Origin of the sequence: Cryobacterium sp. TMT1-2-2, from assembly GCF_004403505.1 — a bacterium.
GTDB classification, from domain to species: domain Bacteria; phylum Actinomycetota; class Actinomycetes; order Actinomycetales; family Microbacteriaceae; genus Cryobacterium; species Cryobacterium flavum.
The window spans coordinates 325049-349931 of the sequence record NZ_SOGS01000016.1; the positions used below are offsets into that span (position 1 = coordinate 325049).

The 24883-nt window shown below is 65.8% G+C and carries 26 protein-coding genes; 8 read left to right on the top strand and 18 right to left on the bottom strand.

Annotated features, from left to right (window positions below; all coding sequences use genetic code 11):
* Positions 1-205: 205 nt before the first annotated feature.
* Both E3T35_RS11380 and E3T35_RS11385 read left to right on the top strand, forming a co-directional pair.
* On the top strand, positions 206-916 hold the full coding sequence (locus tag E3T35_RS11380) for a VIT family protein (protein WP_092339326.1): 711 nt from the start codon (positions 206-208) through the stop codon (positions 914-916).
* A gap of 58 nt (positions 917-974) precedes the next feature.
* Positions 975-1385: a DUF3054 domain-containing protein gene (locus E3T35_RS11385; RefSeq protein ID WP_092339328.1), complete on the top strand. Its 411-nt coding sequence runs from the start codon at positions 975-977 to the stop codon at positions 1383-1385.
* A gap of 19 nt (positions 1386-1404) precedes the next feature.
* Here the strand turns inward: E3T35_RS11385 and E3T35_RS11390 are convergent, their stop codons facing one another.
* Complete coding sequence (locus tag E3T35_RS11390) at positions 1405-2016, bottom strand: DUF6518 family protein (RefSeq protein WP_134345298.1); 612 nt, start codon at positions 2014-2016, stop codon at positions 1405-1407.
* A gap of 66 nt (positions 2017-2082) precedes the next feature.
* A complete protein-coding gene (locus E3T35_RS11395; RefSeq protein ID WP_134379159.1) occupies positions 2083-2727 on the bottom strand; it encodes an NADPH-dependent F420 reductase in 645 nt (214 codons plus the stop codon).
* Positions 2728-2860: 133 nt separating this feature from the next.
* On the opposite strand from E3T35_RS11395, the gene E3T35_RS11400 reads away from it, so the two are divergent.
* Complete coding sequence (locus E3T35_RS11400; RefSeq protein ID WP_134345300.1) at positions 2861-3361, top strand: MarR family winged helix-turn-helix transcriptional regulator; 501 nt, start codon at positions 2861-2863, stop codon at positions 3359-3361.
* A 168-nt stretch (positions 3362-3529) separates the two neighbouring features.
* Here E3T35_RS11400 and E3T35_RS11405 read toward each other — a convergent pair whose 3' ends face one another.
* The 5 genes from E3T35_RS11405 to E3T35_RS11425 form a co-directional block, all read right to left on the bottom strand.
* Positions 3530-4372: an FAD:protein FMN transferase gene (locus E3T35_RS11405; RefSeq protein WP_370449327.1), complete on the bottom strand. Its 843-nt coding sequence runs from the start codon at positions 4370-4372 to the stop codon at positions 3530-3532.
* A gap of 9 nt (positions 4373-4381) precedes the next feature.
* On the bottom strand, positions 4382-5008 hold the full coding sequence (locus tag E3T35_RS19815) for an FMN-binding protein (RefSeq protein ID WP_241988821.1): 627 nt from the start codon (positions 5006-5008) through the stop codon (positions 4382-4384).
* A complete protein-coding gene (locus E3T35_RS11415; RefSeq protein ID WP_241988822.1) occupies positions 5005-6429 on the bottom strand; it encodes a ferric reductase-like transmembrane domain-containing protein in 1425 nt (474 codons plus the stop codon). Before E3T35_RS11415 ends, E3T35_RS19815 begins: the two co-directional genes overlap by 4 nt.
* A 258-nt stretch (positions 6430-6687) precedes the next feature.
* Positions 6688-9225, bottom strand: coding sequence for an ATP-dependent helicase (locus E3T35_RS11420; protein ID WP_134379161.1), 2538 nt, complete (start codon positions 9223-9225; stop codon positions 6688-6690).
* Between the two features lie 56 nt (positions 9226-9281).
* The gene (locus E3T35_RS11425) at positions 9282-10343 is read right to left on the bottom strand and encodes a glycerophosphodiester phosphodiesterase family protein (RefSeq protein ID WP_134379163.1); all 1062 of its coding nucleotides are present in this window, start codon (positions 10341-10343) and stop codon (positions 9282-9284) included.
* A gap of 198 nt (positions 10344-10541) precedes the next feature.
* On the opposite strand from E3T35_RS11425, the gene E3T35_RS11430 reads away from it, so the two are divergent.
* Both E3T35_RS11430 and E3T35_RS19295 read left to right on the top strand, forming a co-directional pair.
* Positions 10542-11360: a Bax inhibitor-1/YccA family protein gene (locus E3T35_RS11430; RefSeq protein WP_134379165.1), complete on the top strand. Its 819-nt coding sequence runs from the start codon at positions 10542-10544 to the stop codon at positions 11358-11360.
* 90 nt (positions 11361-11450) lie between these two features.
* Positions 11451-11603 (top strand): hypothetical protein, encoded by a 153-nt coding sequence (locus tag E3T35_RS19295; RefSeq protein ID WP_158252815.1) that lies wholly within the window; start codon positions 11451-11453, stop codon positions 11601-11603.
* A gap of 77 nt (positions 11604-11680) precedes the next feature.
* Here the strand turns inward: E3T35_RS19295 and E3T35_RS11435 are convergent, their stop codons facing one another.
* Entirely contained in the window at positions 11681-12595 is a 915-nt protein-coding gene (locus E3T35_RS11435) for a DMT family transporter (RefSeq protein ID WP_134379167.1), read from the bottom strand.
* A 44-nt stretch (positions 12596-12639) separates the two neighbouring features.
* On the opposite strand from E3T35_RS11435, the gene E3T35_RS11440 reads away from it, so the two are divergent.
* Positions 12640-13194 carry a MarR family winged helix-turn-helix transcriptional regulator gene (locus E3T35_RS11440; RefSeq protein ID WP_134379169.1) on the top strand — a complete coding sequence of 185 codons (555 nt, stop codon included), beginning with the start codon at positions 12640-12642 and terminating at the stop codon, positions 13192-13194.
* Here E3T35_RS11440 and E3T35_RS19820 read toward each other — a convergent pair.
* Both E3T35_RS19820 and E3T35_RS11450 read right to left on the bottom strand, forming a co-directional pair.
* On the bottom strand, positions 13138-13281 hold the full coding sequence (locus E3T35_RS19820; protein WP_134379171.1) for a hypothetical protein: 144 nt from the start codon (positions 13279-13281) through the stop codon (positions 13138-13140). The genes E3T35_RS11440 and E3T35_RS19820 overlap by 57 nt on opposite strands.
* Complete coding sequence (locus E3T35_RS11450) at positions 13236-13436, bottom strand: DUF1990 family protein (protein ID WP_134379173.1); 201 nt, start codon at positions 13434-13436, stop codon at positions 13236-13238. Before E3T35_RS11450 ends, E3T35_RS19820 begins: the two co-directional genes overlap by 46 nt.
* Positions 13437-13557: 121 nt before the next feature.
* Between E3T35_RS11450 and E3T35_RS11455 the strand changes: the two genes are divergently transcribed.
* Positions 13558-14802, top strand: a complete 1245-nt coding sequence (locus E3T35_RS11455) for an MFS transporter (RefSeq protein ID WP_134379175.1) — start codon at positions 13558-13560, stop codon at positions 14800-14802.
* Between the two features lie 56 nt (positions 14803-14858).
* Here the strand turns inward: E3T35_RS11455 and E3T35_RS11460 are convergent, their stop codons facing one another.
* From E3T35_RS11460 to E3T35_RS11485, 6 genes are all read right to left on the bottom strand, one after another.
* Positions 14859-15443, bottom strand: coding sequence for a GNAT family N-acetyltransferase (locus tag E3T35_RS11460; RefSeq protein WP_134379177.1), 585 nt, complete (start codon positions 15441-15443; stop codon positions 14859-14861).
* Between the two features lie 233 nt (positions 15444-15676).
* The gene (gene guaA, locus E3T35_RS11465; protein ID WP_241983034.1) at positions 15677-17224 is read right to left on the bottom strand and encodes a glutamine-hydrolyzing GMP synthase; all 1548 of its coding nucleotides are present in this window, start codon (positions 17222-17224) and stop codon (positions 15677-15679) included.
* Positions 17225-17307: 83 nt separating this feature from the next.
* Positions 17308-17742 (bottom strand): DUF3817 domain-containing protein, encoded by a 435-nt coding sequence (locus E3T35_RS11470; protein ID WP_092339358.1) that lies wholly within the window; start codon positions 17740-17742, stop codon positions 17308-17310.
* Positions 17743-17751: 9 nt separating this feature from the next.
* A complete protein-coding gene (locus E3T35_RS11475; RefSeq protein WP_241988831.1) occupies positions 17752-18531 on the bottom strand; it encodes an SURF1 family protein in 780 nt (259 codons plus the stop codon).
* A gap of 5 nt (positions 18532-18536) precedes the next feature.
* Entirely contained in the window at positions 18537-20003 is a 1467-nt protein-coding gene (locus E3T35_RS11480; protein WP_134379181.1) for a cation:proton antiporter, read from the bottom strand.
* A 3-nt stretch (positions 20004-20006) separates the two neighbouring features.
* Positions 20007-20540, bottom strand: a complete 534-nt coding sequence (locus E3T35_RS11485; RefSeq protein WP_233193339.1) for a cation:proton antiporter regulatory subunit — start codon at positions 20538-20540, stop codon at positions 20007-20009.
* Between the two features lie 220 nt (positions 20541-20760).
* Between E3T35_RS11485 and E3T35_RS11490 the strand changes: the two genes are divergently transcribed.
* The gene (locus E3T35_RS11490; RefSeq protein ID WP_134379183.1) at positions 20761-21672 is read left to right on the top strand and encodes a hypothetical protein; all 912 of its coding nucleotides are present in this window, start codon (positions 20761-20763) and stop codon (positions 21670-21672) included.
* Positions 21673-21881: 209 nt separating this feature from the next.
* Here the strand turns inward: E3T35_RS11490 and E3T35_RS11495 are convergent, their stop codons facing one another.
* Positions 21882-23612 (bottom strand): glycerol-3-phosphate dehydrogenase/oxidase, encoded by a 1731-nt coding sequence (locus E3T35_RS11495; protein ID WP_104089516.1) that lies wholly within the window; start codon positions 23610-23612, stop codon positions 21882-21884.
* 100 nt (positions 23613-23712) lie between these two features.
* Positions 23713-24831: a GuaB3 family IMP dehydrogenase-related protein gene (locus tag E3T35_RS11500; protein ID WP_134345311.1), complete on the bottom strand. Its 1119-nt coding sequence runs from the start codon at positions 24829-24831 to the stop codon at positions 23713-23715.
* Positions 24832-24883: the final 52 nt, after the last annotated feature.

A 24883-nucleotide genomic window follows, 5' to 3' on the forward strand; every position in this document is an offset into this window, starting at 1 on the left:
ATATGAGGTTGTTGGTAACAGCAGTCCGGCCGTAAATTAGCTCGACATCAAGACAAACTGGCCCTTGGAAACTCTATCGCGTGAATTGAACGTCACGGCGCACACAAGAGGCGCCCGAAACGGCGCTGTGCCGCCACAAAATGCCAGCGCGAAGGCTAGCCACACCTTGCTGGACGACGCCGCCACTGAGTGCTTATCTAGTGCTATGACTGATCTTGCTCAAGCGGTGGAACCGCACGCCGCCGGGCTCGCCTCCCGGCTGAACTGGCTGCGCGCCGGTGTTCTGGGCGCGAATGACGGCATCGTCTCCGTCGCCGCCCTCGTCGTCGGAGTCGCCGCCGCGACCACCGATTCCAATGTGATTCTCATCGCCGGTGTCGCGAGCCTGCTCGCCGGCGCTATTTCGATGGCCCTCGGCGAGTATGTGTCGGTGAGCAGCCAGCGCGACTCCGAACGCGCCCTCATCGCCAAAGAAACCTGGGAACTCGAGAACGAGCCCGACGAGGAACTCGCCGAACTGGCCGGATTCTACGAGGCCAAGGGGCTCTCCAGCCAGACCGCCCAACAGGTGGCAATCGAGCTCACCGAGCATGACGCCCTCGCCGCGCACCTCGAAGTCGAGCTGCACATCACCGAGCAGGATGTGTCGAATCCCTGGCACGCGGCGTACGCATCCGCTATCGCATTCACCGTCGGCGCTGCACTGCCCCTGCTCGCCGTGCTGCTGCCACCGGCCGAGTGGCGCATCGGAGCCACTTTCTTTGCGGTGCTGGTGGCCCTCGTCATTACCGGCTGGCTCAGCGCCCACCTCGGCAACAGCCCCAAGCCGCGCGCCATCGCCCGCATCGTCATCGGCGGCATTCTCGCCCTCGCGGTGACCTATGTCATCGGTGCGCTGATCGGCGGCGGCATCTAAGACGATGGCTCACAGGCAACTCCGGGTTACGCCCTCATCGCGTGGATAGGCTGAAAATATGGCATCACTGCACATCGGCGCTGGCCCCATTCCTCGATCATCAATCCGCACCGCTGGCGTGCTCGACGCGGTCCTCGTTCTGGCCTTCGCCGCGATCGGCCGTCTCAGCCACGGCGAAAGCCTGGCCGGCATCGGCGTGACCTACTGGCCGTTCCTCGGCGGTCTGATCATCGGCTGGCTGGTGCTGCGTGCCTGGCGTCACCCACGCACGATCGTCTGGACCGGCATCGGCATCTGGATCGCCACCGTGGCCGGCGGCCTGCTGCTGCGCCTGGCCAGCGGCCAGGGCGTGCAGCTCAGTTTCGCGATCGTCACGACTATTGTGCTCGGCGTGTTCCTGCTCGGCTGGCGGGCCATCGCCGCGCTCGTGCAGCGCGCCTCTCGCCAGCGGATGCCGACCCCCGCCTAGTCTGTCGGCCGCAACGGTTCTAGCCGGCGGCGATTGCGTCAAAGAGCAGGTAGACGCCGAACAGGCTGGCCGCCATCAGAGCGGCCAGCGCGAGCGCCACTGCCCGGTCTGGCCAGCGGCGACCTCCGCCGAGAGCCAGGAGCAGGCCCAGGGCGCCCTCGCCCCACCACTGCGGGCCGCCGATCAGCAGCGCGCCGTAGAACGCCTCGCCGAGGACGAGCCCGCTCATCACGGCCAAACCCAATCGGTGCGCGATCGGATGCCGTCGACCGGCCAGGTCACCCGCCAGCCCACACAGCGCGCCGGCGCCGATGGCGACGATCCCCCACAGCACGAGCACGCGGGGTGGCTGCGACTCCGGGCCGAGCACGGCCCAGGTTGCGACCATCGCCGCCAGCGCGGTCACGCCAAGCAGGATCGCGCGCGACCCGCGGGTTCGGGTCAGCGCTGCAACGGTGAACGGAAGCAGGCCCCACAGCGCGCTGGTGTTGGCGAGCGTGGTCCACGGCTCCGGCAGCACTGCATACAGCGCGCGGGCCAGCAGCCCGGTCGCGATCCCGGCGCCGACCGCCACGAGCAGACTGCGGGCGAGCGTCGCTGGCCGACGCATCCGTTCGTCGGTCAGGGTCATGCTGCGAGCCTAGGGTATTGTACGCCGCCTCCTGGGCGGGCGGGCGGCGCCCAGCCGGATCTGCGCCTAGGCGAGTACCTTGAGGCCGGTGTTCCAGTTGTACGAGGCGTGTGCCGGGTTGACCTGCAGGGTCATGATGAGCAGTTGGAAGCCCTCGAGCTCGCGGGCGCGACGCAGCGGGCCGACATCGATGGGGTTGAGTCCGGCGTCGATGACGAACGACTCGACGGCGGCTTTGGCCGTGTCGGAGTCACTCGCGACGAACACGTCGAGCGGCTGGCCGGAGACCGACCCGGTGACGAGCGTGCCGGCGAAGGTCGTGTTGAAGGCCTTGACGATGTTGACGCCGTCGGCGGCGAGCTTGGCGAGTTCTTCGGCCGCTGAGGTGCCGGGGGCGACGGTGAGGGAGTCGAAGGTCGTGAAGTCGACCGGGTTGGTGATGTCGATCACGGTCTTGCCGGCGAGTGCGGCCCCATAGCCGGTCACAAGGGCGCGGGCCGCATCGTAGGGAACGGCGAGCACGACGATGTCGCCGTCGACAGCAGCGAAGTCGACCGGGCCGCTGGTTACGGATGCCCCGAGTTCGGCAGCGAGCGCCGCCGCCTTGGCCAGGTCTTGGCCGAGAATCTGCACGCTGCGGCCGGCCGCCACTGCACGGGTTCCGATGCCGCGAGCCATGTTGCCGCTGCCGATGATAACGATGTCAGTCATGGGAATTCTCTTTCTATTGGGGGGGTGAGGCCTGTTGGTCGTGTTCACGATGTGGATGTTACTTACTTGAAGCAACAACTAAAACCTAGGGCTTTTTAGTTGAAACGTCAAGTCAACTGGTAGATTGTCTGTTATGACTTCCCCTCCCCAACGCACCCCGGAGCCGCGCTGGCTCACCGAGGACGAGCGCATCGCCTGGCTGCGCCTGATGGCGGTCACGATGCTGCTCCCGGCCCGCCTGGAGTCCGAGCTGAAACGTGACGCCGGCCTCAGCCACTTCGAGTACTACGTGCTCGCCATGATCTCCGAGAACGACGAACACTCGTTGCCGCTCAGTGAACTCGCCTCACGCACCAACGCCTCACTCTCCCGGCTCTCGCACGTGCTCACCCGCCTGGAAACGCAGGGCTACCTCACCCGCTGTGCCTCGCAAGCGGATGCCCGCGCCTCCCTGGCCCGCCTCACCGAAACGGGCTGGCAGAAGGTCGTCGCCAGCGCTCCCGGCCACGTCGATGAGGTGCGCACCGTGGTGTTCGACCCGCTCACCGCCCGCCAGGTCGGCCAGCTCAGCGAGATCTGCGGTCGACTGCTCGGCACCCTCGACCCCGACCACCGCCTGCTCGATCACGACTGACCAAGCACGACTGACCAAGCACGACCGGTCAGCCACGACCGAACAGCTGATCAGTACCGGTCGTCGTTGTCGAAGTCGAGATCGGCGTAGGCGTCTGGATCCAGATCGAGGTCGAAGCTGCGGTCGATCAAGCGCCAGGTACAAACTGTCCGGGCAGTCTGAAATGACCTATTCGGCCCGGCGCAGCCCCGGCGTCGCGAGCAACTGGCCGTCACGCAACACGGCGAGAACATCGATGGGAAAGCGCTCGGTCATTTCGTTCAGCGTCGCCTCGCCGCCAGCCACGATCGCCGTCGCGAGCACGTCGGCCGTGACGATATCGGCGGCAAAAACGCTCACCTGGCGAAACGGCGACGGCTCACCGTTCAACGCCGTCCAGATGTGCTCTCCGCGTTCCGCGCTGCCCGAGGTGGCCACGGCTCGAAGCGGATGCCGCAGCGGCACGCTCGCAATCACGTCACCCCGATCGAATGGATTGACGATCGCCACGACCCATTCGAGGTGCTCGGTCGCCGCGGCCGGCGCCGCCACTCGATGCCCGGTCGGCATCGCACTGTCGGCGGACTCCCACGCCTCAAATCGTTCGCCCGGCTGACCACTGACCAGCACGTCACCGCCGGCATTGATCGACCAGTCGGCGAAGCCGCTCGCGATCAGGGCCGCCCCGGCTTCGGCGATGGCGAGCGCCTTGACCACCCCGGACAGGTCGATCACGCCATCCGCACGATGCGGAGTGAATACGCCCCGGGTGCGATCCCGCCAGTCCAGCGCGAGGGCGTAACAGTTGCGCAGGCTCTCACTCGCGTCGGTCAAACGGATGTCCCCGCGCGCGACCCGAGACAGCTCCGAGTCGTCTCGGTAGAGGCTGAATTGCTGATCCCAGCGCCGAAACACTGTCTCGACCAGGTCACCGGCAGCGGTATCGGCAGCGAAATCGCCGAGTCGCAAACTGACGACGGTGCCCATCGTTGCAAAGGTGAGCGCGGGCATCCGCTCAGAGTCGCGGCGCACGGCAGGCACCTAGAACCCGGCCGTATCGAGGGCCGACTGCAGCGACCGCAGGTAGCCCTGGGTCGTGTAGGTGGCGCCACTCACGTTTTGCACGCTCGCGGATTGGGCCGCGAGCACCTCGGAGCGCAAGATCGGCGCGGCCTGGTTGCTGATGGCAACCGATCGGCCGCCACGGTTGGTCAGCTGCAGCGGAGTGACCTCGGTGATCGCCCCGTTGGCGATCGTCACGGACACCTGCATGTTGCCGAACTGGGTGGCGACGACCGAGCCGGTGAAGGTTCCCGATTGCGACGATGCGGTCGCCGCGGTGACTGCAACCGCGTTGGCAGCCGCAGCTGCGTCGGCCGCGGCTGTTGCTGCTGCCGCCGCATCCGCTGCTGCCTTCGTCGAGGCAGCGGTGTTGGCGGCATCGGCCTGGGCTTGGGCGGTGGCCGCAGCGTCGGCGGCCGCTTTCGCGGTCGCTGCGGCCTGGGCGGCGGCATCCGTTGCGGCCGAGGCGGCGGCGGCAGCTGAGCCGGTACCGGTGGCTGCGGTCAGGCTCTGCGAGGCGTCGATAGCCTGCGAGCCGAGCTGCCAGCCGATGCCGACGATCGAGACGGAGGCCAGTGCGGCCAGTGCTACGGCACGTGCTCTCACCAGTCAAACCTTTCGTAGTGGATCTGCTTCTTGGGGACCCCGCCGGCGCGGGCGTCTCGCACAACGGCGTCGGTCCACGGGCGGGGACCGCAGATGTAGATATCGCAGTGGAGCAGTTCGGGCACGATCTTGCGCAGGGTGATGCCGGCGCGGGCGGCATCCGCTGGCAGCCAGGTGCTCACTCCCTTGGGACGTTTGCCGGCGATGATGCGCAGTTCAGCGCCGCGCACCCGGCACAGGTCGGTCAGCTCGTCGACCAGGTAAGTGTCGCCGAGGCTGTGCGAGCGCAGCAGCACGGTGGCGTTGCCCGGCGCGAACGATACCGTTTCCAGCAGCGAGCGGATGGGGGCGACGCCGATGCCGGCGGCGATCAAGACGACGCGGGGCGACGTGCGAGCGTTCTCGGTGAAGAGCCCGTACGGGCCTTCGAAGCTCACTCGGGTGCCGCGCTTCAGCTGGGGAAGCTGCTGGGAGGCATCGCCGAGACTGCGCACCGTGATGCGCAGTCCGCGCTCGCTCGGCGCTGACGACAGGGAGAAGGGGTGCGCCTGCCACCAGAGTCCGTGGGACCAGACCCGCCAGACGAAGAACTGCCCGGAGGTCGCCCGGAGTTTGTCCAGCTGCCGGCCGGTCAGTGTGATGGAGACCACGCCCGGAGCGATGGCGTCGACCCGGTCAACCACGAGGCGATGGCGCAACGACCGGGTGACCGGCAGTAGAAAGCGAAACACGATGATGGAGCCGGCGACCGCCACGTAGAGGGCGAGCCAGTAGTAGCGGGCAATAGCCCCCTCGCTGAGCAGGTTGCCGACGCTCAGCTGGTGCGGGATGGCGACCAGCACCGAGAGGTAGGCGAGCAGGTGCACTGCGTGCCAGGCCTCGTAGCGAAATTTACGGCGCACGACCACGAGCGAGGTGATCACGACACCGAGCATGAGAGCGAGGCCGAGGAAGGCGAGCGGCATATCGGGCAGGGTCGTGAACATGTTCCAGACCTCGACGAACACGTTCACGTTTTCGGCGAGGGCATAGCCGGTGATGAGCAGCGCCGCGTGGCCGAGGATGAGATAGAGGGCGGGCTTGCCGAGCGACTGGTGCACGGCCATGGCCTGGTCGTGTCCGAAAGCGCGGTCGATCGGGGGCAGCCGCGCGGCCAGCACGAGCATCACGAGCAGCAGGTCGGTTCCGACCAGTCCGGCGACGATTCCGAGCGAGGTGAAAGCGTCGGCCGGAGCGGAGAACTTGGCTGCTCCCCCGTCGGCGAGAAAGATGGCGATGACGATGGCGACCGACGCCACGCAGAGGATCTGCAGGCTGTCGGCGAGGCGCATCCGCTTCTGGTACGCGGGGTGCTGCAACGCCGTACGGGTGCGGCGTGTGGGCGCCTGGCCGGTTCGGTTGGTGCGCGTGTCGAGGCTCATGAGTAGAGCATCGACCGGGGGGCCATCGAACAGCTATCGATAACCTGTGAACAGTCTGTGTGTCGTCAATGCCTGTTTTTCAGCCGGACTCTCGCCCGCGCGAGCAGCACGATCACCAGGGCGAAGACGCTGCCCAGTCGAGCGACCTCGAACTGGAAGGAGCGCAGGTTGAGCGCCTACTGCCTCAAGGAATCGGGCTGGCGCAGGGATTCGGGCTGGCCCGGTTCCGGCCCTGGCGCGGGTTGAACGGGGTGCACGCTAGATCTTTTCGATCGGGGCGATCTTGATCAACAGCTTTTTGGCGCCCGCAGTGTCGAACTGCACGTGCGCGATGCGCTTGGTACCTTCACCGGTGACCTGGTTGACTCGGCCCTCGCCGAAGTCGTGGTGGCGAATGCGGTCACCCGCCTGAAGCTCGAGGCCACCGTTGTCGCGCACCGTTCCGGTGATCTTGTTCGCCCACTCCGTCTTCGGCTTGCCGGGCGGCAGGCCGACCGGTTGCTTGCTGGTGCCGTAGCTGCTGCGCCCGCCGTAACCATCGTTAGAGCCGGTGCCCAGTGAATTACCGAACCCACCGAAGCCACCGTCGCGTCGCGCATTGAGGGCTCGCGGCTGGGTGCCACCACGGGAATTGGCCATACCCGGCGACTGCTTCCAGTCGATCAGGTCGGCCGGAATCTCCTGTAGGTATCGACTCGGCATGGCCACGTTGATGTCGCCGAACTGAGCGCGGGTCATGGCGAGGGAGAGGTAAAGCCGTTTGCGGGCGCGGGTGATGCCCACGTAGAACAGGCGCCGTTCCTCGGCCGGGCCGCCGGGCTCGTTCGCCGACATCTGGTGCGGAAGCAGCCCCTCTTCCACTCCGGTGAGGAACACTGCCTCGTATTCGAGGCCCTTCGCGGTGTGCAGGGTCATCAGGGATACGGTTCCCGAGGCATCGTCGAGGTCGTCGGCGGCGGCCACGAGTGACACCTGGGTGAGAAAGTCGACGAGACCGCCGTCGGGGTTCTCCTTGTTGAAGTCCTTGGTCTGGGCCACGAGCTCTTCGATGTTCTCGGCGCGCACCTCGTCTTGCGGATCGCGACTGTTTCGTAAGCCGGCGAGCAGCCCGCTGCCGTTCAACAGAAATTCGAGCACTTCGGAGACGTTGGCACCGCCGACCGGCACGCCGTCGTCGGTGATCGAGGTCGGTACCAGCATGAGCGCGGCGGCATCGAGCAGTTCGGCAAGTTTGAGGATGGCGCCGGTCACCTTGGGGCCGAGGCCGAGCGCGGCGGAATTGCGCATGGCCTGCCGAAAGGTGAGTTCGTTGTCGTCGGCGAAGCTCGACAGACCGGTTTCGGTGGCCGGGCCGATGCCGCGCTTCGGGGTGTTGAGGATGCGGCGCAGGGCGAGTTCGTCGACCGGGTTGGCGACGGCGATGAGGTAGGCCAGGGCGTCCTTGATCTCGGCCCGCTCGTAGAACTTGGTGCCGCCGACCACCCGGTAGGGGGTCGCGGAGCGCACCAGGATTTCTTCGAGCGCTCGGGTCTGGGCGTTGGTGCGGTAGAACACGGCCATGTCTCGGTAGGCCATGCCGGCCGCGTGCAGCACCTGGATTTCGTCGGAGACGAACTGGGCTTCGTCGTGCCCGGAGTAGGCGGTGAAGCCGACGATCTTCTCGCCGTCGCCGCCGGCGCTCCACAATTTCTTGTCTGTACGGTCGAAGTTGTGGCCGATCACGGCGTTCGCCGCCGAGAGAATGTTCTGGGTCGACCGGTAGTTCTGCTCGAGCAGAATCACTTTCGCTCCCGGGTAGTCCCGCTCGAACCCGCTGATGTTGCGGGTGTCGGCGCCACGGAAGGCGTAGATCGATTGGTCGGAGTCGCCGACCACGGTGAGTGACGCCCCGGGGATGGCGCCGGACGCGTCGCGCAGGTTGCGCACGTGCACGCCGTCGTCTTCCATCTCCTGGGCGAGCTCGGGCGTGACCGGTCGGGTGAGCTCGTGCACGAGGGCGTACTGGGCGTGGTTGGTGTCCTGGTATTCGTCGACCAGCAGGTGCCGAAAACGGCGCCGGTAGAGCGCGGCGACCTTGGGAAAAGCACGGAACAGGTAGACCGTCTCGCCGATGAGGTCGTCGAAGTCGAGCGCGCTCGCTGCGCGCAGTCGGGCCTGGTACTGCCGAAAAATCTCGACGAACATGACCTCCTGCGGGTCGCTCATGTTGGCGTTGCGCGCATAGGAATCGGCATCGGCGAGCTCGTTCTTCAGCTTGGAGATCTTGGCGCCCGCTGACCCCGGCGTGAATCCGTAGGTATCGGCGTCGAGGCCCTTGATGATGCGTTTGAGCGTGACCTTGGTGTCGGCCGAGTCGTAGATGCTGAACGTGCTGGACAGGCCGATCTTTTCGGCTTCGCGGCGCAGGATGCGCACGCAGGAGGAGTGGAAGGTGCTGATCCACATGCCGTCTGAGCCCTGCCCGAGGATGGCGTGCACCCGCTCGCGCATCTCGGCGGCGGCCTTATTGGTAAAGGTAATCGCGAGAATCTGGCTCGGCCAGGCATCGCGGGTTTCGAGCAGGCTCGCGACGCGACGGGTGAGCACGCTGGTCTTGCCCGACCCGGCGCCAGCGATGATGAGCAAGGCCTGGCCGCGGTATTCCACGGCCTCTTTCTGCTGCGGGTTGAGCCCGTCAAGCAAGGGACTCTCCTGCGTACCGCCCGGGCCGGCATACCCATTGGAATCGAGAATGATCGGCGTGGCCGAGCGGCCGGTGGTGACGGGTGCGGATTCCGCGTTCAGAGGTGTGGTCATGTCGGTTTCCAGTGTAGGCGAGGCCCCTGACACGAGGCCGGGATGACGCCCACGGGTCAGCGCCGCTCGTCGCGCACGTGCACGGCCAGATCGGGGTGGTCGGCGAACACCCCGTCGACGCCCGAGTCGAAAATAAGGCGAAACTCGGACTGCCAGTGGCCGAAATCAGCCTTTCGGGTGCCGCTCTGAAAGGCTGTCTCCAGAAACTTGTTCTCCGGGCGCAAAGTCCAGCAGTAGACCTCCAGTCCGGCGGCGTGCGTATCATCGACCAGAGCGGATGCCCCGATCACGTCACCCGCGTCATCCGTTTTGAGGATGAGCGACTTGGGAACGCTGATGCCGTCCACCCCGATGTCACTCGTGGCCGTGCTGGAGCCCATGCTGCTGCGGGAGCCGCCGGCCGAGCGGCCCGCCGCCAGGCTCGAGAGCCCGCCAGCGGTGAGGTGGGCGGCGTAGCTGAGCGCACCGGCCCCGTACTCGGCGAGTTGGTCGGCCGGGTGCCCCTGGTCTTCGAGCAGAAAGATGCGTTTGCCACGCACGCCCTGGGCCCGAACCTGCGCGAGCACGCTCGGTTCGAAGCTCTCCACGGTGAGCCGGTCGGTGTTCCAGCCTGCGGCGGAGACCTCGGCAGCGAACAGCTCGGGCAGTGGCAGGTCGAGGCTCGCGAAGTAGTTGCTGTGCTTGATTTCGGCCACGATACCGAGCACCCGGTCGGTGTGTTCGGCTGCGGCATCGACCAGGTCGAACAGGTCGCGCAGGCGCAGGATCGGCTGTTGGTCGTCGAAGGTGGTGTTGCCCTGCCGCAGGGCGGGCAGTCGTTCCCTGGCCCGCAGAGTGCGCAGTTCGTCCCAGGTGAAGTCCTCGGTGAACCAGCCGGTGACGAGCGTTCCGTCGATGTGTTTCTCGGTGCGGCGAGCGGAGAATTCGGCGCGGGTGGCGACATCCGTTGTGCCGGAGATCTCGTTTTCGTGGCGGATCACCAGCACCCCGTCTCGGGTGGCGACGAGGTCGGGTTCGACCGCGTCGGCGCCGAGGCCGAAGGCGAGGTCGAATGCGCTGCGGGTGTGCTCGGGCCGGTGCCCGCTGGCCCCGCGGTGGCCAATCACGATCGGTTTCATGGTTTCAGGCTAACAACGGGGCGAGAACGGATGCTGGGGGCCGGCATTCGCTCGAAGCGAAATGGGTGCGAACCACCGCCTGCAATGCTGCAAATCGGCTGATCCCCTGCACATTCGCATGTGCTCTCGGGTACCGTGGAGTACGTGCCGCACCAGGCGCACCCAAACTCCACCAGCTGATTGTGAGTACAGCAACACATGGCATCCTCCAACCCCGCTTTCTCCCGCAACGAGGCGTTCGGCCCTCGCGGCGCAGTGGCGTCGTCGCGGGCCCTCTCGGACAACGATCTGCAGTCGATGTACAACCGGCCCTCGGCCGGTGCGCAGGACACCGAACGCATGACCTACGAAGATACCATCACCAAGACCGGCCTCGGCTTCGCGCTGCTGCTCGTCGCGGCAATGATCTCCTGGGTTGCTACCCCGGTGCTGCCGTTCCTGTTCATTCTGGGTGCCATCGCCGGTTTCGTGCTCGGTCTGGTCAACACCTTCAAGAAGGAGCCGTCCGCTCCGCTCATTCTCGCCTTCGCCGGGGCCCAGGGCCTGTTCGTCGGCGGCATCTCGCGCGTCTTCGAGGACCTCTACGGGGGCGTCGTGATGCAGGCAGTTCTCGCCACCCTCGTCGTCGTCGGTGTCACGCTCGCCCTGTTCAAGAGCGGCAAGATCCGCGCCTCGAAGAAAGCCACCAAGATCTTCCTGGTCGCCATGATCGGCTACGCCGCGTTCTCGCTGATCAACTTCGGCATGATGCTGTTCGGCGCCACCGATCAGGCCTTCGGCATGCGCAGCCAGAGCATCAGCATTCTCGGCTTCGACATCAAGCTCGGCATCCTCATCGGCCTGCTCGCTGTGCTCCTGGCCGCGTACTCGCTCGTGCTCGACTTCGACTTCATCCAGAAGGGCGTCAACAACCGCCTGCCGCGCAAGTACGGCTGGACCGGCGCGTTCGGCATCATCATGACCGTCGTCTGGCTCTACGTCGAAATGCTGCGCATCTTCGTGCTGACCCGCGAGTAGCGGCATCCGCTTGATCAGGCGCCCTCGTTATTTCGGAACGGGGGCGCTTTTTCGTACCCCACGCACGCCACACTGTGGTTGGCTTAAGCAATGAGTTTCACTGACCTGCACGCGCTGCTTCCCCTCGAATCCACCGGCGTGAACGCCACGTTCGGCTACATCGGCAGCGGTATCGTGCTCCTCGGGCTCGCCTGGGTGGTCGTGCTCGCCATCCGCCGCTACCTCAAAGCGCCCAAAGACTGACTAAACGGATGCCCGCCCCGGGGTCATCCCATGTGCGCCCCCAATATCGGCAGTCGCTACGCCGGTTACCGTAGCGGTCACCCGTTTCGGGCGCGGCCACGGGCAAACCTGGGTCGATGCAGGGAGACACCGCGTTTCGGGGTCCTGGCGACGATGACGGCCGCGATCGAGCCGAGCACGATGACGATTCCCGCGATCTGAATCGGGGCAAGGTACTCTCCGGCGATCGCCCAGCCGAGCACGATGGCCACGACGGGGCTCAGCAGGCCGAGGAATGCGATGGTGCTCGCCGGCAGGCGCGCAATGCCGTGGAACCAGGCGACGTAGGCAAATGCCGTGCCGGCCACAGCGAGGTACGCGTAGCCGGCGAGGTTGGCCACGGTCAACGGCGTGGTCGGAAGGCCTTCGAGCAGGAGCAAAACGGGCAGCAGGCTGAGCCCGCCCGCGATGAGCTGCCACGAGGTCGTCGCCAGCAGCGGCGCCGGCTGCCCCCACTTCTTGGAGAGCACAATGCCCGAGGCCATGCAGACCGTGCCGCCGACAGCGGCCAGGATCCCGATAGCGTCAAGCCTCGCCTGCGATTGGAGCACGATGAGGCTGACGCCGAAGGCACCGGTCGCGCCGCTCGCCAGAACGCGTCCGGTCATCCTCTCGTGCAGCACGCGACTGGCGAGCAATGCGACCACGAGCGGCTGCAGGCCTCCGACGATGGCGGCCACTCCGCCCGGGAGCCGGTAGGCCGCGATGAAGAGCAGCGCGAAGAACGCCCCGATGTTGAGCACGCCGAGCACCCAGGACTTCCACCACCATTCGCCGCGCGGCAATCGGCGGCAGAGCACCAGGAGCAGCAGCCCTGCGGGGAGCGCGCGCAGGAATGCCGCGAGCAGCGGCCGATCCGCGGGCAGCAACGCCGTCGTCGCCAGATAGGTGGTTCCCCAAAGAACGGGAGCCAGGGCGGTGGTCGCCAACAGAAGGAATCGATTGCTAAGCACTTAGCTATTATAGCTAAGTGCTTAGCAATTGATAGTGTGGAACCATGACAGACCAGGTCGATCGAATCCTCGAGCAGTGGAGCACCGAGAAGCCCGATCTGGATGTCTCCCCGATGGCCGTCATCGGCCGCTTGAGTCGCACCGCTCTGGCCGTCGAGTCCCGCCTGGCCGCGACCTTTGCGCGGTACGGCCTGGACGCATCCTCTTTCGACGTGCTCGCGACGCTGCTGCGGAGCGGTGCGCCCTACCGGATCTCCCCGGCGGCACTGGCCCGCGATGCGATGATCTCGACGAGCGCGGTGGCCCAGCGCCTGAACAAACTGCAGACGCGAGGTTTGGTCAGCCGGGAGGCGAACCCCGACGATGGCCGCGGTACCCTGGTCGCGCTGACGGATGCCGGTAAGCGGCTCATCGACGCCGCCCTGGCCCCGCACGTCGAGACCGAGCGAACCATCACCGCGATTCTTTCTGACGACGAGCAATCGCTTCTGGTGGGGCTGCTGCAGAGGATCAACGCTGCGGCAACCCACGGACTGAACGAATCAGCGCAGCGAACGCAGGTAACGCCGGCGAACGATGAGTTGAGCGACCCGAAGTAGTGGGTAGAGGGCGCGCCACGGCTGCTGCGGGGCCGCCCGCGTCAGCGATCGCACCGTGAGATGCACTTCGTTGCCGTGGCGGTGCATGATGAACGCCTCCTCGCCGTCTTCACCCGCCAGCGCAGCACATCCCCGGCGGCGCGCTCCCACACCGCGTCACCGCTGCCCACGACCGCTGACACTTCCGAGCGCCGGAATTTCGGATCGCTCGCCGGCCAGTCGTGAAGTTCAGGGCTGGTCATGATTCTCCTTCGCGCCGAGCCTCAGGGTGTGGGTCATCTGCCCAGTCAATCGCAACGGCGACGGTTTCAGTCCGGGGTTCGCCCGCAGCGCACCGCGTGAATCCCTGCGTAGACTCGGGTTATGTCGCTCGGTCGCCCATTTCGAGCGCTGTGGGCATCGAGTGCCTCCTCGAATCTCGCTGACGGAGTCGCGTTCATCTCGATGCCGCTTCTCGCGGCGTCGCTCACCGACGATCCGCGGTTGGTCGCGGGTCTGGCCACGACGTACGCCCTGGTGCGGCTCCTGGTCGCGCTGCCCATCGGGGTATGGGTCGATCGAGTCGATCGGCGCACGCTGCTGATTGGCGCGAACCTCATCCGTGGGTTCGCGGTACTCGCCCTGGCCGTCTCGGTGCAGCTGGACCTCGCAACGTTGCCGCTGCTCTACGCGGCGTTTGCGGTCGTCGGAACGCTGGAGAGCGCGGCGGACAACGCATCCGTTTCGCTGTTGCCCGGGGTCGTACCGGTCACGCAGCTGGATCGGGCCAATGGTCGCATTTCAGCCGCGCAGCTGATCGCCGATGAGTTCGCCGGGCCGCCGCTGGGTGGACTGCTGTTTGCCGCCCTGGCCGCCGCTCCCCTGTATCTCATGGGCGGGCTGTGGGCTGCGGCCGGGATTCTCGCCCTGGCGCTGCCGATCCGGCGGCTCGGTGGGTCGAGCCCCGACCTCACCCTGCGCCAGCCCATTTTTCGCGAGGCGATCGAGGGTGCGCGATGGCTCGCGGGCAACCGCACGGTTGGCGGGCTGGCGCTGATCGGCGCGCTTGCCAGTGTGGGCTACATGCTCCCCTTCTCGATCCTCGTGCTGTTCGCCGGGCAACGCCTCGCCCTCGACGCCCTCGGTTACGGGGTGATCCTGGCTGTTTCAGCGCTCGGCGGATTGGTGGGTTCGTTCTCGACAGCACGAGTCGTTGGCACGATGGGCTACCGGCGCACGATTATTGCGAGCCTCGTCACGGCGGCGGCAGCACTGTTCGCGCTGTCGATCGCCACCAACGGAGTTGTTGCCGCTGTGCTTCTCGCGGTCTACATCCTGCACGCCGTGGTCTGGGGAATCTGCACTACCTCCCTCCGGCAACGACTCGTGCCCGACGCCCTGCGCGGACGGGTAAACGCGGTGTCCCGCGTGCTCAGCCTGCTCGGGCTGGCGCTCGGTTCGGCGCTCGGCGGCCTGCTGGCTGTGGTTGGCCTTGCACTGCCGATCGCCGTCGGTGGCGGAGTCTTCGTGTGTTGTGCGGTGCTGGCTGTCATCGTGCTCCCCCACGATCCTGCCCCTGATCATCCAATGCCCGTTGGCCCGGTGACAACACCCCCGGATCATCAATGACTGGGGGCAATAACCATGCCGGGCCTAACAGGCCAACACCCTTCAGAAGCAAAGCTTCAAGGGCTACCTACAAGGTAACGGGGGCTTGGCGCCCGCAGTCGCAAGAGATATTGGCGGCAGACGTATACACGGGAGTAGCGCTGACGAAGCTCATCCTCGAGTTCGAAGCGCGCGTGCATGAAGGCGTGCACGGGTGTGGACAGTCCAGCGGGAGACTCAAATCCGTCGTCCCCGCTCGCTGACTCCTTGTAGACGTGCAGGTAGCGATAGTTCTCCGCGAATCCTGCCGAGGTGTACCAGTCGTTTGCACTCGCGGTTTCTCGCGTCCAGGCATCGAGCGACGTGACTCGCTCCGGCAGCCGCTGTACGGCATGCCGCAGGAGCTTTGAGGCGATTCCGTGGCGTTGAGCATCCGGATGCACGGCTATTGAGTCGATCGTCGCGGTGTCGCCGTCGATCTCGACGTCGATCAGTCCAACGACGACGTCGCCCCTGCAGGCAACTAATTCCACACGATCACTCGCAAATGTTGTCTTGCAAATTTTGACGTCGTCATAGTAATCGGTGTCAAAAAAACTCAGCAAGCGGCAGGTGAGCCAGCTTCGTTCGTCGGAAGTGCGGTAGTCCCGTATCTGTAGCATCGTGTCCCTGATCGTTGAAAAATTCGGTGCTCAATCGCGCGGAATGCACGAGAGCGCGGAACAATCAGGAGCGGAACATGATTCGACTGTACTGCGCGCCGCTCTGCCAAGGCAACCGCATCGCGGTGGAAGGAGTATGAGCGCACCCGTTTCGGGCGCGACCACGAGCGGATGCCGGCGCCGGGCACACAAAAAGGGCCGACTCTCGCGAGCCGGCCCTTTTTACTGCGCGATCACTCCCACTCGATGGTTCCCGGCGGCTTGCTCGTCACGTCGAGCACGACGCGGTTCACGCCGTCGACCTCGTTGGTGATGCGGTTCGAAATCTTGGCGAGCAGGTCGTAGGGCAGGCGAGTCCAGTCGGCGGTCATGGCATCCTCTGAAGACACCGGGCGCAACACGATCGGGTGACCGTAGGTGCGGCCGTCGCCCTGCACGCCCACCGAGCGCACATCGGCCAGCAGCACGACCGGGCACTGCCAGATCTCGCGGTCGAGGCCGGCGGCGGTCAGTTCGAAGCGAACGATCGCATCCGCTTGACGCAGCAGGTCGAGGCGTTCCTGGGTGATCGAGCCGACGATGCGAATTCCCAGGCCGGGGCCGGGAAACGGCTGGCGCTGCACGATTTCGGCCGGCAGTCCAAGCTCGGCGCCGATCGCGCGCACTTCGTCTTTGAACAGGGTGCGCAGCGGTTCGACCAGTTCGAACTTGAGGTCGTCGGGCAGGCCGCCCACGTTGTGGTGGCTCTTGATGTTGGCGGTGCCACTGCCGCCGCCGGATTCGACGACGTCGGGGTAGAGCGTGCCCTGCACGAGGAACCGGATCGGGTCGCCGTCGATTTCCTTGGCTTCTTCGATGAGTTCGGCCTGGGCCTGCTCGAAGGTGCGAATGAATTCGCGGCCGATGATCTTGCGCTTGGTCTCAGGGTCGCTCACACCTTCGAGGGCCACGAGGAACTGCTCACGCACGTCCACGGTGACCAGGCGGATGCCCGTGGCCTTGACGTAGTCTTCCTCAACCTGGCGGCGCTCGTCCTGGCGCAGCAGGCCGTGGTCGACGAACACGCAGACCAGCTGGTCGCCGATCGCTTTGTGCACGAGGGCGGCGGCGACGGCGGAGTCGACTCCGCCGGACAGGCCGCAGATGACCTTGCCGGTGCCGACCTGGGCGCGAATCTTCGCGACCTGCTCGGCGATGACGTTGCCGCTGTTCCAGTCGGGGTTGATGCCGGCGGCGCGGTGCAGAAAGTTCTCGAGCACGTGCTGCCCGTTTTCGGAGTGCTTGACCTCGGGGTGCCACTGCACGCCGTAGAGGCGCTTGGCGTCGTTGGCGAACGCGGCGACCGGGGTCGAGACCGAGGAGGCCAGCACGGTGAAGCCCTCCGGCGCCGTGGCAACCGAGTCGCCGTGGCTCATCCACACGGTCTGGTTGCCCGGCTGGTTTGCCAGCAGCACGTTGTCGCCGTTGCTCACGGTGACCGGGGTCGAGCCGTATTCGCGGGCACCGGTGTGGGCGACGGTGCCGCCGAGAGCGGTCGCCATCACCTGGAAGCCGTAGCAAATGCCGAGTACGGGCACGCCGAGCTCGAAGATCGCGGCGTCGAACGCGGGCGCACCATCGGCGTACACGCTCGACGGGCCGCCGCTGAGAACGATTCCGCGCGGGTTCTTGGCGAGAACTTCGGCGGCGGTAATCGTGTGCGGCACGATTTCCGAATAAACGGATGCCTCCCGCACGCGCCTCGCGATCAGCTGCGCGTACTGCGCACCGAAATCGACCACCAGAACGGGGCGATCGAGGCCTGAGTCGGCGACCGCAGCTGAATCGGCGCGTGAGGGATCCGCTGATGCTGTGTCGACGACACTCACGAACGCACCTCGGCGGCCTTTTTCGCTTCGAGCTGCTCGAGGGAACGTTTGACGCGGCGGGTCATGGGGCCTTCCAGGAAGAACGAGAGCGTGGGGATGATGCCGCCGAGCGCAATCAGCACGAAGAGCGGGAACGGCCAGCGCATGAGACTCCACAGCCGGAAGTCGGCGAACAGGTAGAGCACGTAGAACCAGCCGTGCACGATCAGGATGATCGTGCTCAGGTTGATTGCGGCGACCGTGTCGCGCGGCACGAAGGCGAGAAAGCCATCGGCGCCGTTCATTTCGAGTTCGTAACCGAGAATGAACTTGGCATAGACCTCGGCGCAGAGCAGCAGCAGAAAGACACCGGTGATGATGGACGACACCTGGTAGAGCCGAAGCGCACCGGGGATTCGGGAAATATCGGCGGGCTTGGGATCAAGTGGCATGGGGTAATTCTATGCGCCAGCGCTGGGAGTGCTTGCAGAGACCAATTCGAGCTCGGCCTCTTCCTGCTCGCGCTCCAGCGCGTCGCGCACCAGGCGATACCAGAGGAACACGGCGAATCCGGCGAAGACGACCCACTCGATGGCATAGAAGATGTTCAGCCAGTTGAGCGACTGATCGACTTCGGGCACCGGGGAGTCGATTTTGTCGAGTCCTCCCGGGGCTTCGGCGGCGACGATATACGCGGAATACACGGACTCGTCGGTGAAATCAGCCCACAAATTGATCAAAGCGGATGGCGCCACCTTGGTCAGTTCCATTGAGTCACCCTGCGGGTCGGGCAGCTCGGGTGCCTCGCCGGTGAGGAAGCGCCCGGTCAGGGTAACCGGGGTGTTTTCCGGTTCGGTTTGCAGCGCATCGATGACAGCCTGGGCGCTGACCTTATCGGGGGCCCAGCCGCGCGCGACGGCGATACTGGCGGCAGCATCCGTTTGAAAATGGCTGACCACCCAGAACCCTTCGACGCCGCCGTTGAAGCGTGTCGAGATGAGCGTGTCGTCACCGGGCACCCAGGTGCCTTCGGTGCTGACCATTTGGCCGGTCGCGATCTGCGTCACTCCCCCGTCGGGCTGCGCCACCTCGGCGAGAGGCTTGACCTGTTCGGTGCTGCGCTCCACGACCACGCCGGATTCGATGGCGCGCTCGAGCTGCCAGTGCCCGAGCAGGGTGAACGCCGCGGCAACGCCGAGGGCAAGCAGCAGTGCAGCGACCCAGCGGGGGCGCACCATCATTCTGATCACGAATAGTCACCTGTGTGAGTTTCTCGCCCGGGTTTGCGTGCCGGCCGGTCGGCCGCGTCGTCGGGTTCTGGGGAATGCTGACCGAGCGCGAAATCAGCCATGGAATCTACATCTGAATGCGAGCGTTTCGCTCTGGCAACCGTATCTTCCGCCGGTTGGGAATTAGCCGAGTCGCGTTTGGCCGTATGGCGGGTGAACTCGTCGGCATCGGCCGCCTGGGCGGCGGTCGCCGCCTCGACCAGCGCGATCTCTTCGTCGAGCATGGGGTTGCGCGGTGCGCGCGGCGCAACAGATGCCGGCACCCGACGACGCAGCGCCGATCCGATCTTCTCGGAATTCGCCGCGAACAGCGGGCCGAGTATGGCCATCGATAACACGTAGAGCCCGGCGAACGGTTGCAGCCGCGGATCCAGCCCGGCCGACACCGACAGCGTTGCCAAAATGAGCGTGAACTCGCCGCGGTTGACAAAGATCGCGGCGGTGTTCAGTGCTTCGCGTGGCCCCATCTTGTGCAGCCAGGCCAGCAGCGCCCCAGACAGCAGACTGAGTACGAAGGTCATCACGATGGCGATCAGCACGACTCCGATCACCGACCCGAACTGGGCTACGTCGAGGGCGAGTCCGAAGTTGAGAAAGAAGAATGCCGCGAAGATGTCGCGGAGGGGCACGGCGACGCGTTCGATTCTGGCGCGATAGCTGCTCGCGCCGAGCACGACGCCGATCAGGAACGCGCCGATCGCATCCGTCACGCCGATGATCTCGCCGATGCCGGCGAACAGCACCACGAGCCCGAAGAACAAAATGGTGAACAGTTCGTCGTCTTTGGTGCGCATCAGGCGCGAGACGACGCGGCCGCCCCAGCGGGCGAGCGAGAACATGGCCACCAGAAACAGGAACGCGATGGAGAGCTGCAGCACGATCGGCCAGATCTCGGTTTCACCGCTCAGCACGACCGAGACGATGGAGAGGTAGATGGCGATGAAGATGTCGCCGACGACCGTCACGCCGAGGATCATCGGGGTCTCTTTGTTAGCCAGGCGGCGCAGTTCGATGAGCAGTTTGGTAATGATGGCGCTCGAGGAGGTTCCGGTCATGCCAGCAATGACGAGGGCTTCGCGGGGGCCCCAGCCCACGAGCAGGCCGAAGATGAAGCCGGCGCCCATGTTGATGAGCACCCAGGATCCACCGGAGATGATCAGAGTCTTGGCGTTGCCGAAGAATTCTTCCTGGTCGAATTCGAGGCCGAGGCTGAAGAGCAGCAGGATCAGGCCGAACACGGCGATGAGCTCAATATCGGCGGATTGAAAGTCGAGGGGGAAGAAGTCGGTGTTCGGGCTCGCGAGAACGCCCACGATCATATAGATCGGGATGGTGGGGAGCCCGATCATTTTGCCCAGGCGGCCAAGGATGTAGGCGACGACGAGCAGGATGCCGAGAACCAGAAGGTCTTCGCCCAGGTGCATCGCTTACCCCCCGGGTGGAGCGTCGACGGTTTTCGCCTTCACTTCACCGGTGCGGAAGAACGCGAAGGCCTTGACGACCTTTTCCGGCGAGCCAGCGACGACGAGGGTGTCGCCGGGAAAGACCTTGAAGTCGGCGGCCGGTGCCGGGTTGGCGGATTCTCCGCGCACGACGGCCACCACGGTGAGTCCGGCGATACCGCGATCGGCCGGGTTGCCAAGCGCCTGGCCGGCGATGTGGTCTTCGTAGTCGACGGTGAACCAGTCGATGCTGAGGCCGGGAATCTGGTCGAGGGCGCTGAGCGACTCGGTGATCTGGGTGCCGCCGAGGAGCTCGGCGAGGGTGTGCGCCTCGTCTTCGTTGAGCCGAAGCGAGACCTTGCTCGCGTCGGGGCCGCCCTCGTCGTCAGCGAAGGTAATGAGGTCGCTGTGGCCGGAACGGTGGGCGATGACGCCGACCTTGCCACCGTCATCCGTGATGAAGGTGTGCAGCACACCCACGCCGGGAAGTTTGACCCGCCGAACATCAACCATTGTCATGACTCCTGAGGTTTAGGGGCAGTGCCCTCATTCTACCGGAGCCGCTTTTTTCCGCCGCGCGCGCTCAGCTTTTTGTCACCGCGCCCGTTACCGGTGACCGCGCCAGTAAGAGGTGGCGCGACCACCGGCAAATGGCGCGGTGAGTGATGAGTGAGGGTGAGTTATGCACAGATCCTCCGGCGCGCGTCTTAAGCGCTAAAGTTGCTGCCATTCTCGGGTCATGGCAACCACGGCGCCCTCCGAACCTGCATCGAACTACCTGATCGCGGCTCTCCTGCGACCCGATGGGCTCATCCTCGCATCCGATGCTGCCACGGTCGGATTGCATGAGGCGCTCCGCACAGAGTTCACCCACCACCGAGTGACGCGACTGCGGCGGGGCGTCTACCTGCCCACCGCGCACTGGGAACAACTCGATCTCGACGCGCGCTACCTCTTTCGCATCCGCGCCTACGCTGCGGTCAGCGCAGATCCGCCAGTTTTCTCCCACCACTCTGCGGCGGTGATCTGGGGGTTTCCCCGGCCGTCACACTGGCCAACGGATGTCCATGTCACCGTCCCACAGGCATCCGGCGGTCGTTCCAAACCCGGTATCGTGCGGCACTGTGCCACCGACCAGGGCGCAATGTCTACCGGGGCCGTCAGGCGCGGTGGCCTGCTGGTCACGTCGGCGGCCGAGACCGCTGTCGCGATGGCCCGCATTCTGCCATTTCCGGAGTCCGTCGCGATGATGGACCGGGCCATCCACGTGCCCCGCATGTTGTTTCCCGGGGGCAGTTCGGGAACGACACTGGCCACACGGGACGCGTTGCAGGCAGCCCTCGACACCCTCGAAAGGTCCGGCCGGCGCTATGGTAAAACCGCCGCACTCCGCGCCGGGGACTTTGCGTCAACGCAGTCCGATTCAGGTGGGGAATCGATCAGCCGCGCGCACATGTTCCTGCTCGGGTTCGCCGCTCCCGAGTTGCAGGTGCGCTTCGCGCGATGCCGCAGGGTTCATCGCTTTTGTCGACTTCTTCTGGCGAAGCATCAATACTGTCGGCGAATTCGACGGACTCGGCAAATACGTCAAGGACACGTACACCCGGGGCCGCACGACCGCCGAAGTCGTAATGGACGAGAAGCGCCGTGAAGATCGAATTCGCGCGTGCGGGCCATCCGTTTCGCGGTGGGACTGGCAGATCGCACGCGACCTCACGGCCTTCGGCGCCTACCTCACGCGCATCGGCGTCCCTCGATCCCGCTAGCGCCGGCGCCGCGCCCGGTAGCGGTGAGCGCGCCAGCTACAGGTGGTGCTACCACCGGCAGCTGGCGCGATGAGCGATGTGGGAGCGCGCGATGCTAGTTCGTGACCACGATGTCGGGAGCCTCGAGGCGCACCCGGTCGGCGGATTCGTCGTTCGGCTCCTCCTGCGAGGCCCGCTCGGCGGCGACCCGGGTGAGATAGAAGCCGACCTCCCGGTCGATGCGCCCCTGGTCCCAGCCGAGCACGTCAGCCATGAGAGCTGCGGCGACCGGCGCGGCCGACACCCCGCGGTCCCAGGCCTCGATCGAGATGCGGGTGCGACGCGCCAGCACGTCCTCGAGGTGCAGGGCACCCTCGTGCGACGCCGCGTAGACGACCTCGGCACCGATGTAGTCATCGGCGCCGGGCAGCGGCTCGGCGAGCGCCGGGTTCGCCTTGATCAGGTCGAGCAACTCGTCGGTGAGGGTGCCGTACCGGTTGAGCAGGTGTTCGACCCGCACGGTGTGCAGTCCGAACGCCCTGGCGATCTTGCCGCGCTTGTTCCAGGCGGCCTGATAACCCTCGGCGCCCAGCAAGGGGATGTCCTGGGTCGCCGACGCGGGAATGCGACCGTCGAGAGCCGACGCCGCGGCATCCACTGCGTCCTTGGCCATAATGCGGTAGGTGGTCCACTTGCCGCCGGCGATGACGACGAGGCCGGGAACGGAGTGCCCGACGAGGTGCTCACGGGACAGCTTGGAGGTCTGGTCGCTCTCGCCGGCCAGCAGCGGACGCAGCCCGGCGTAGACGCCCTCAACGTCTTCGCGGGTGAGCGGAACGCTCAGCACCTCGTTGATGTGCTCGAGGATGTAGTCGATATCCGCCGCCGTAGCAGCGGGGTGCGCCTTGTCGAGGTGCCAATCGGTGTCGGTCGTTCCGATGAGCCAGTGCCGGCCCCACGGGATGACGAACAGTACGCTCTTCTCGGTGCGCAGCAGCAGTCCCATGGCGCTCTGGAACCGGTCGCGCGGCACGACGAGGTGCACGCCCTTCGAGGCCCGCACCTTGAAGGTGCCGCGTTCGCCGACCATGCGCTGAGTGTCGTCGGTCCAGACGCCGGTCGCGTTCACGACCTGCTTGGCCCGCACGTCGAAGTGTTCGTCGGTCTGCAGGTCGTGGGCGCGCACGCCGACGACGCGCTCCCCCACCTTGATAAAGCCCTCGACCCGCACCCGGCTGGCCGCGTGGGCTCCGTAGAACGAGGCGGTGCGCACGAGCGACGACACGTAGCGGGCGTCATCGACCTGGGCGTCGTAGTACGTGATGCCGCCGACCAGGGCGTCATTGGCGAGGCTCGGGATGAGCTTCTGCACCTGGCTCTTGGACAGGTGGCGGTGGTGCGGCACTCCGGGCGGACGACCGCCGGTGTAGGAGAAGATGTCGTAGAGCAGCATGCCGGCCCCGATGTAGAAACGTTCGGTGAAGCGTTTCTTGAGCGGGTACAGAAACCGCACCGGCTTCACGAGGTGTGGTGCGATGCGCTGCAGCAGCAGTCCTCGTTCGGTGAGCGCTTCGCGAACGAGACGAAAGTCGAGCTGCTCCAGATAGCGAATGCCGCCGTGCACGAGCTTGGATGACCGGCTCGACGTGCCCGACGCCCAGTCCCGGGCTTCCAGAATGCCCACGCTCAAACCACGCGTGACGGCATCAAGGGCTGCGCCGGCGCCGACGATGCCGCCGCCGACGACGAGAATGTCGAGTTCCTTGTCTTTGAGCTTGGCGAGAGCGGCGATCCGCTCCTCAGGCCCCATTTTTGTGGATCGGGTGACCGAATTGTGGGACGTCATTGCTACTCCTGTTCAGACTCAATGTTCAAGACGAGAGGTCAGGGCGTGCTGCGACAACAGTGTTGAGGGTTATTTACGAAAAGTTCCGCTATCTTCGACGCTAGTTCACTCGGTACGGCGCGACAACCACTTCAACCCGTTGAAATTCTTTGAGATCGGAGTAGCCGGTGGTCGCCATCGACCGACGCAGCGCGCCGATGAGGTTGGCGGTGCCGTCGGCCACCGGTGCCGGGCCGTAGAGAATCTCCTCGAGCGGGGCCACTGTGCCCACCTGCACGCGCTTGCCGCGCGGCAGTTGCGGGTGGTGAGCCTCGGCGCCCCAGTGGAATCCGCCGCCGGGAGCATCCGTTGCCCGGGCCAGTGCGGTGCCGAGCATGACAGCGTCGGCGCCACAGGCGACGGCCTTGACGATGTCGCCCGAGGTCCCGAGGCCGCCGTCGGCGATGACGTGCACGTAGCGCCCGCCGGACTCGTCCATGTAGTCGCGACGCGCGCCGGCGACATCCGCTACCGCGGTCGCCATCGGGGCGTGGATACCGAGGGTCGTGCGGGTGGTCGACGCGGCTCCCCCACCGAAACCGACCAGAACACCCGCGGCTCCGGTGCGCATGAGGTGCAGGGCAGCCGTGTAGGTGGCCGCGCCGCCGACGATGACGGGAACGTCGAGTTCGTAGATGAACTTCTTGAGGTTGAGCGGTTCCTGGTTCTGCGACACGTGCTCGGCCGACACTGTCGTGCCACGAATCACGAACAGGTCAACACCGGCGGCGACGACGGTTTCGTAGAGTTCCTGGGTGCGCTGGGGCGAAAGGGCGCCGGCCACGGTGACGCCGCCCGCCCGAATCTCAGCGAGGCGTGCGGTGACGAGCTCGGGCTGGATCGGAGCGGAGTACATCTCCTGCATGCGCGCGGTCGCCTTATCGGCGGGCAGGCTGCGAATTTCGGCGAGTAGCGGCTCCGGGTTTTCGTGCCGGGTCCACAGGCCTTCGAGGTCGAGCACGCCGACGCCGCCGAGCTGGCCCATCATGATGGCTGTGGTCGGCGAGACGACGGAGTCCATCGGGGCGGCGAGCACGGGAATGGCGAACTGGTAGGCGTCGATGGTCCAGCCGACCGACACGTCCTCCGGGTCGCGAGTGCGCCGGCTCGGCACCACCGCGATGTCGTCGAAGGCATATACGCGGCGAGCGCGCTTGGAACGGCCAATCTCGATTTCCATGGTTCCAGTTTAGAGGGAACCCCCGACATCCTCTTTTCAAGCGGATGCCGGA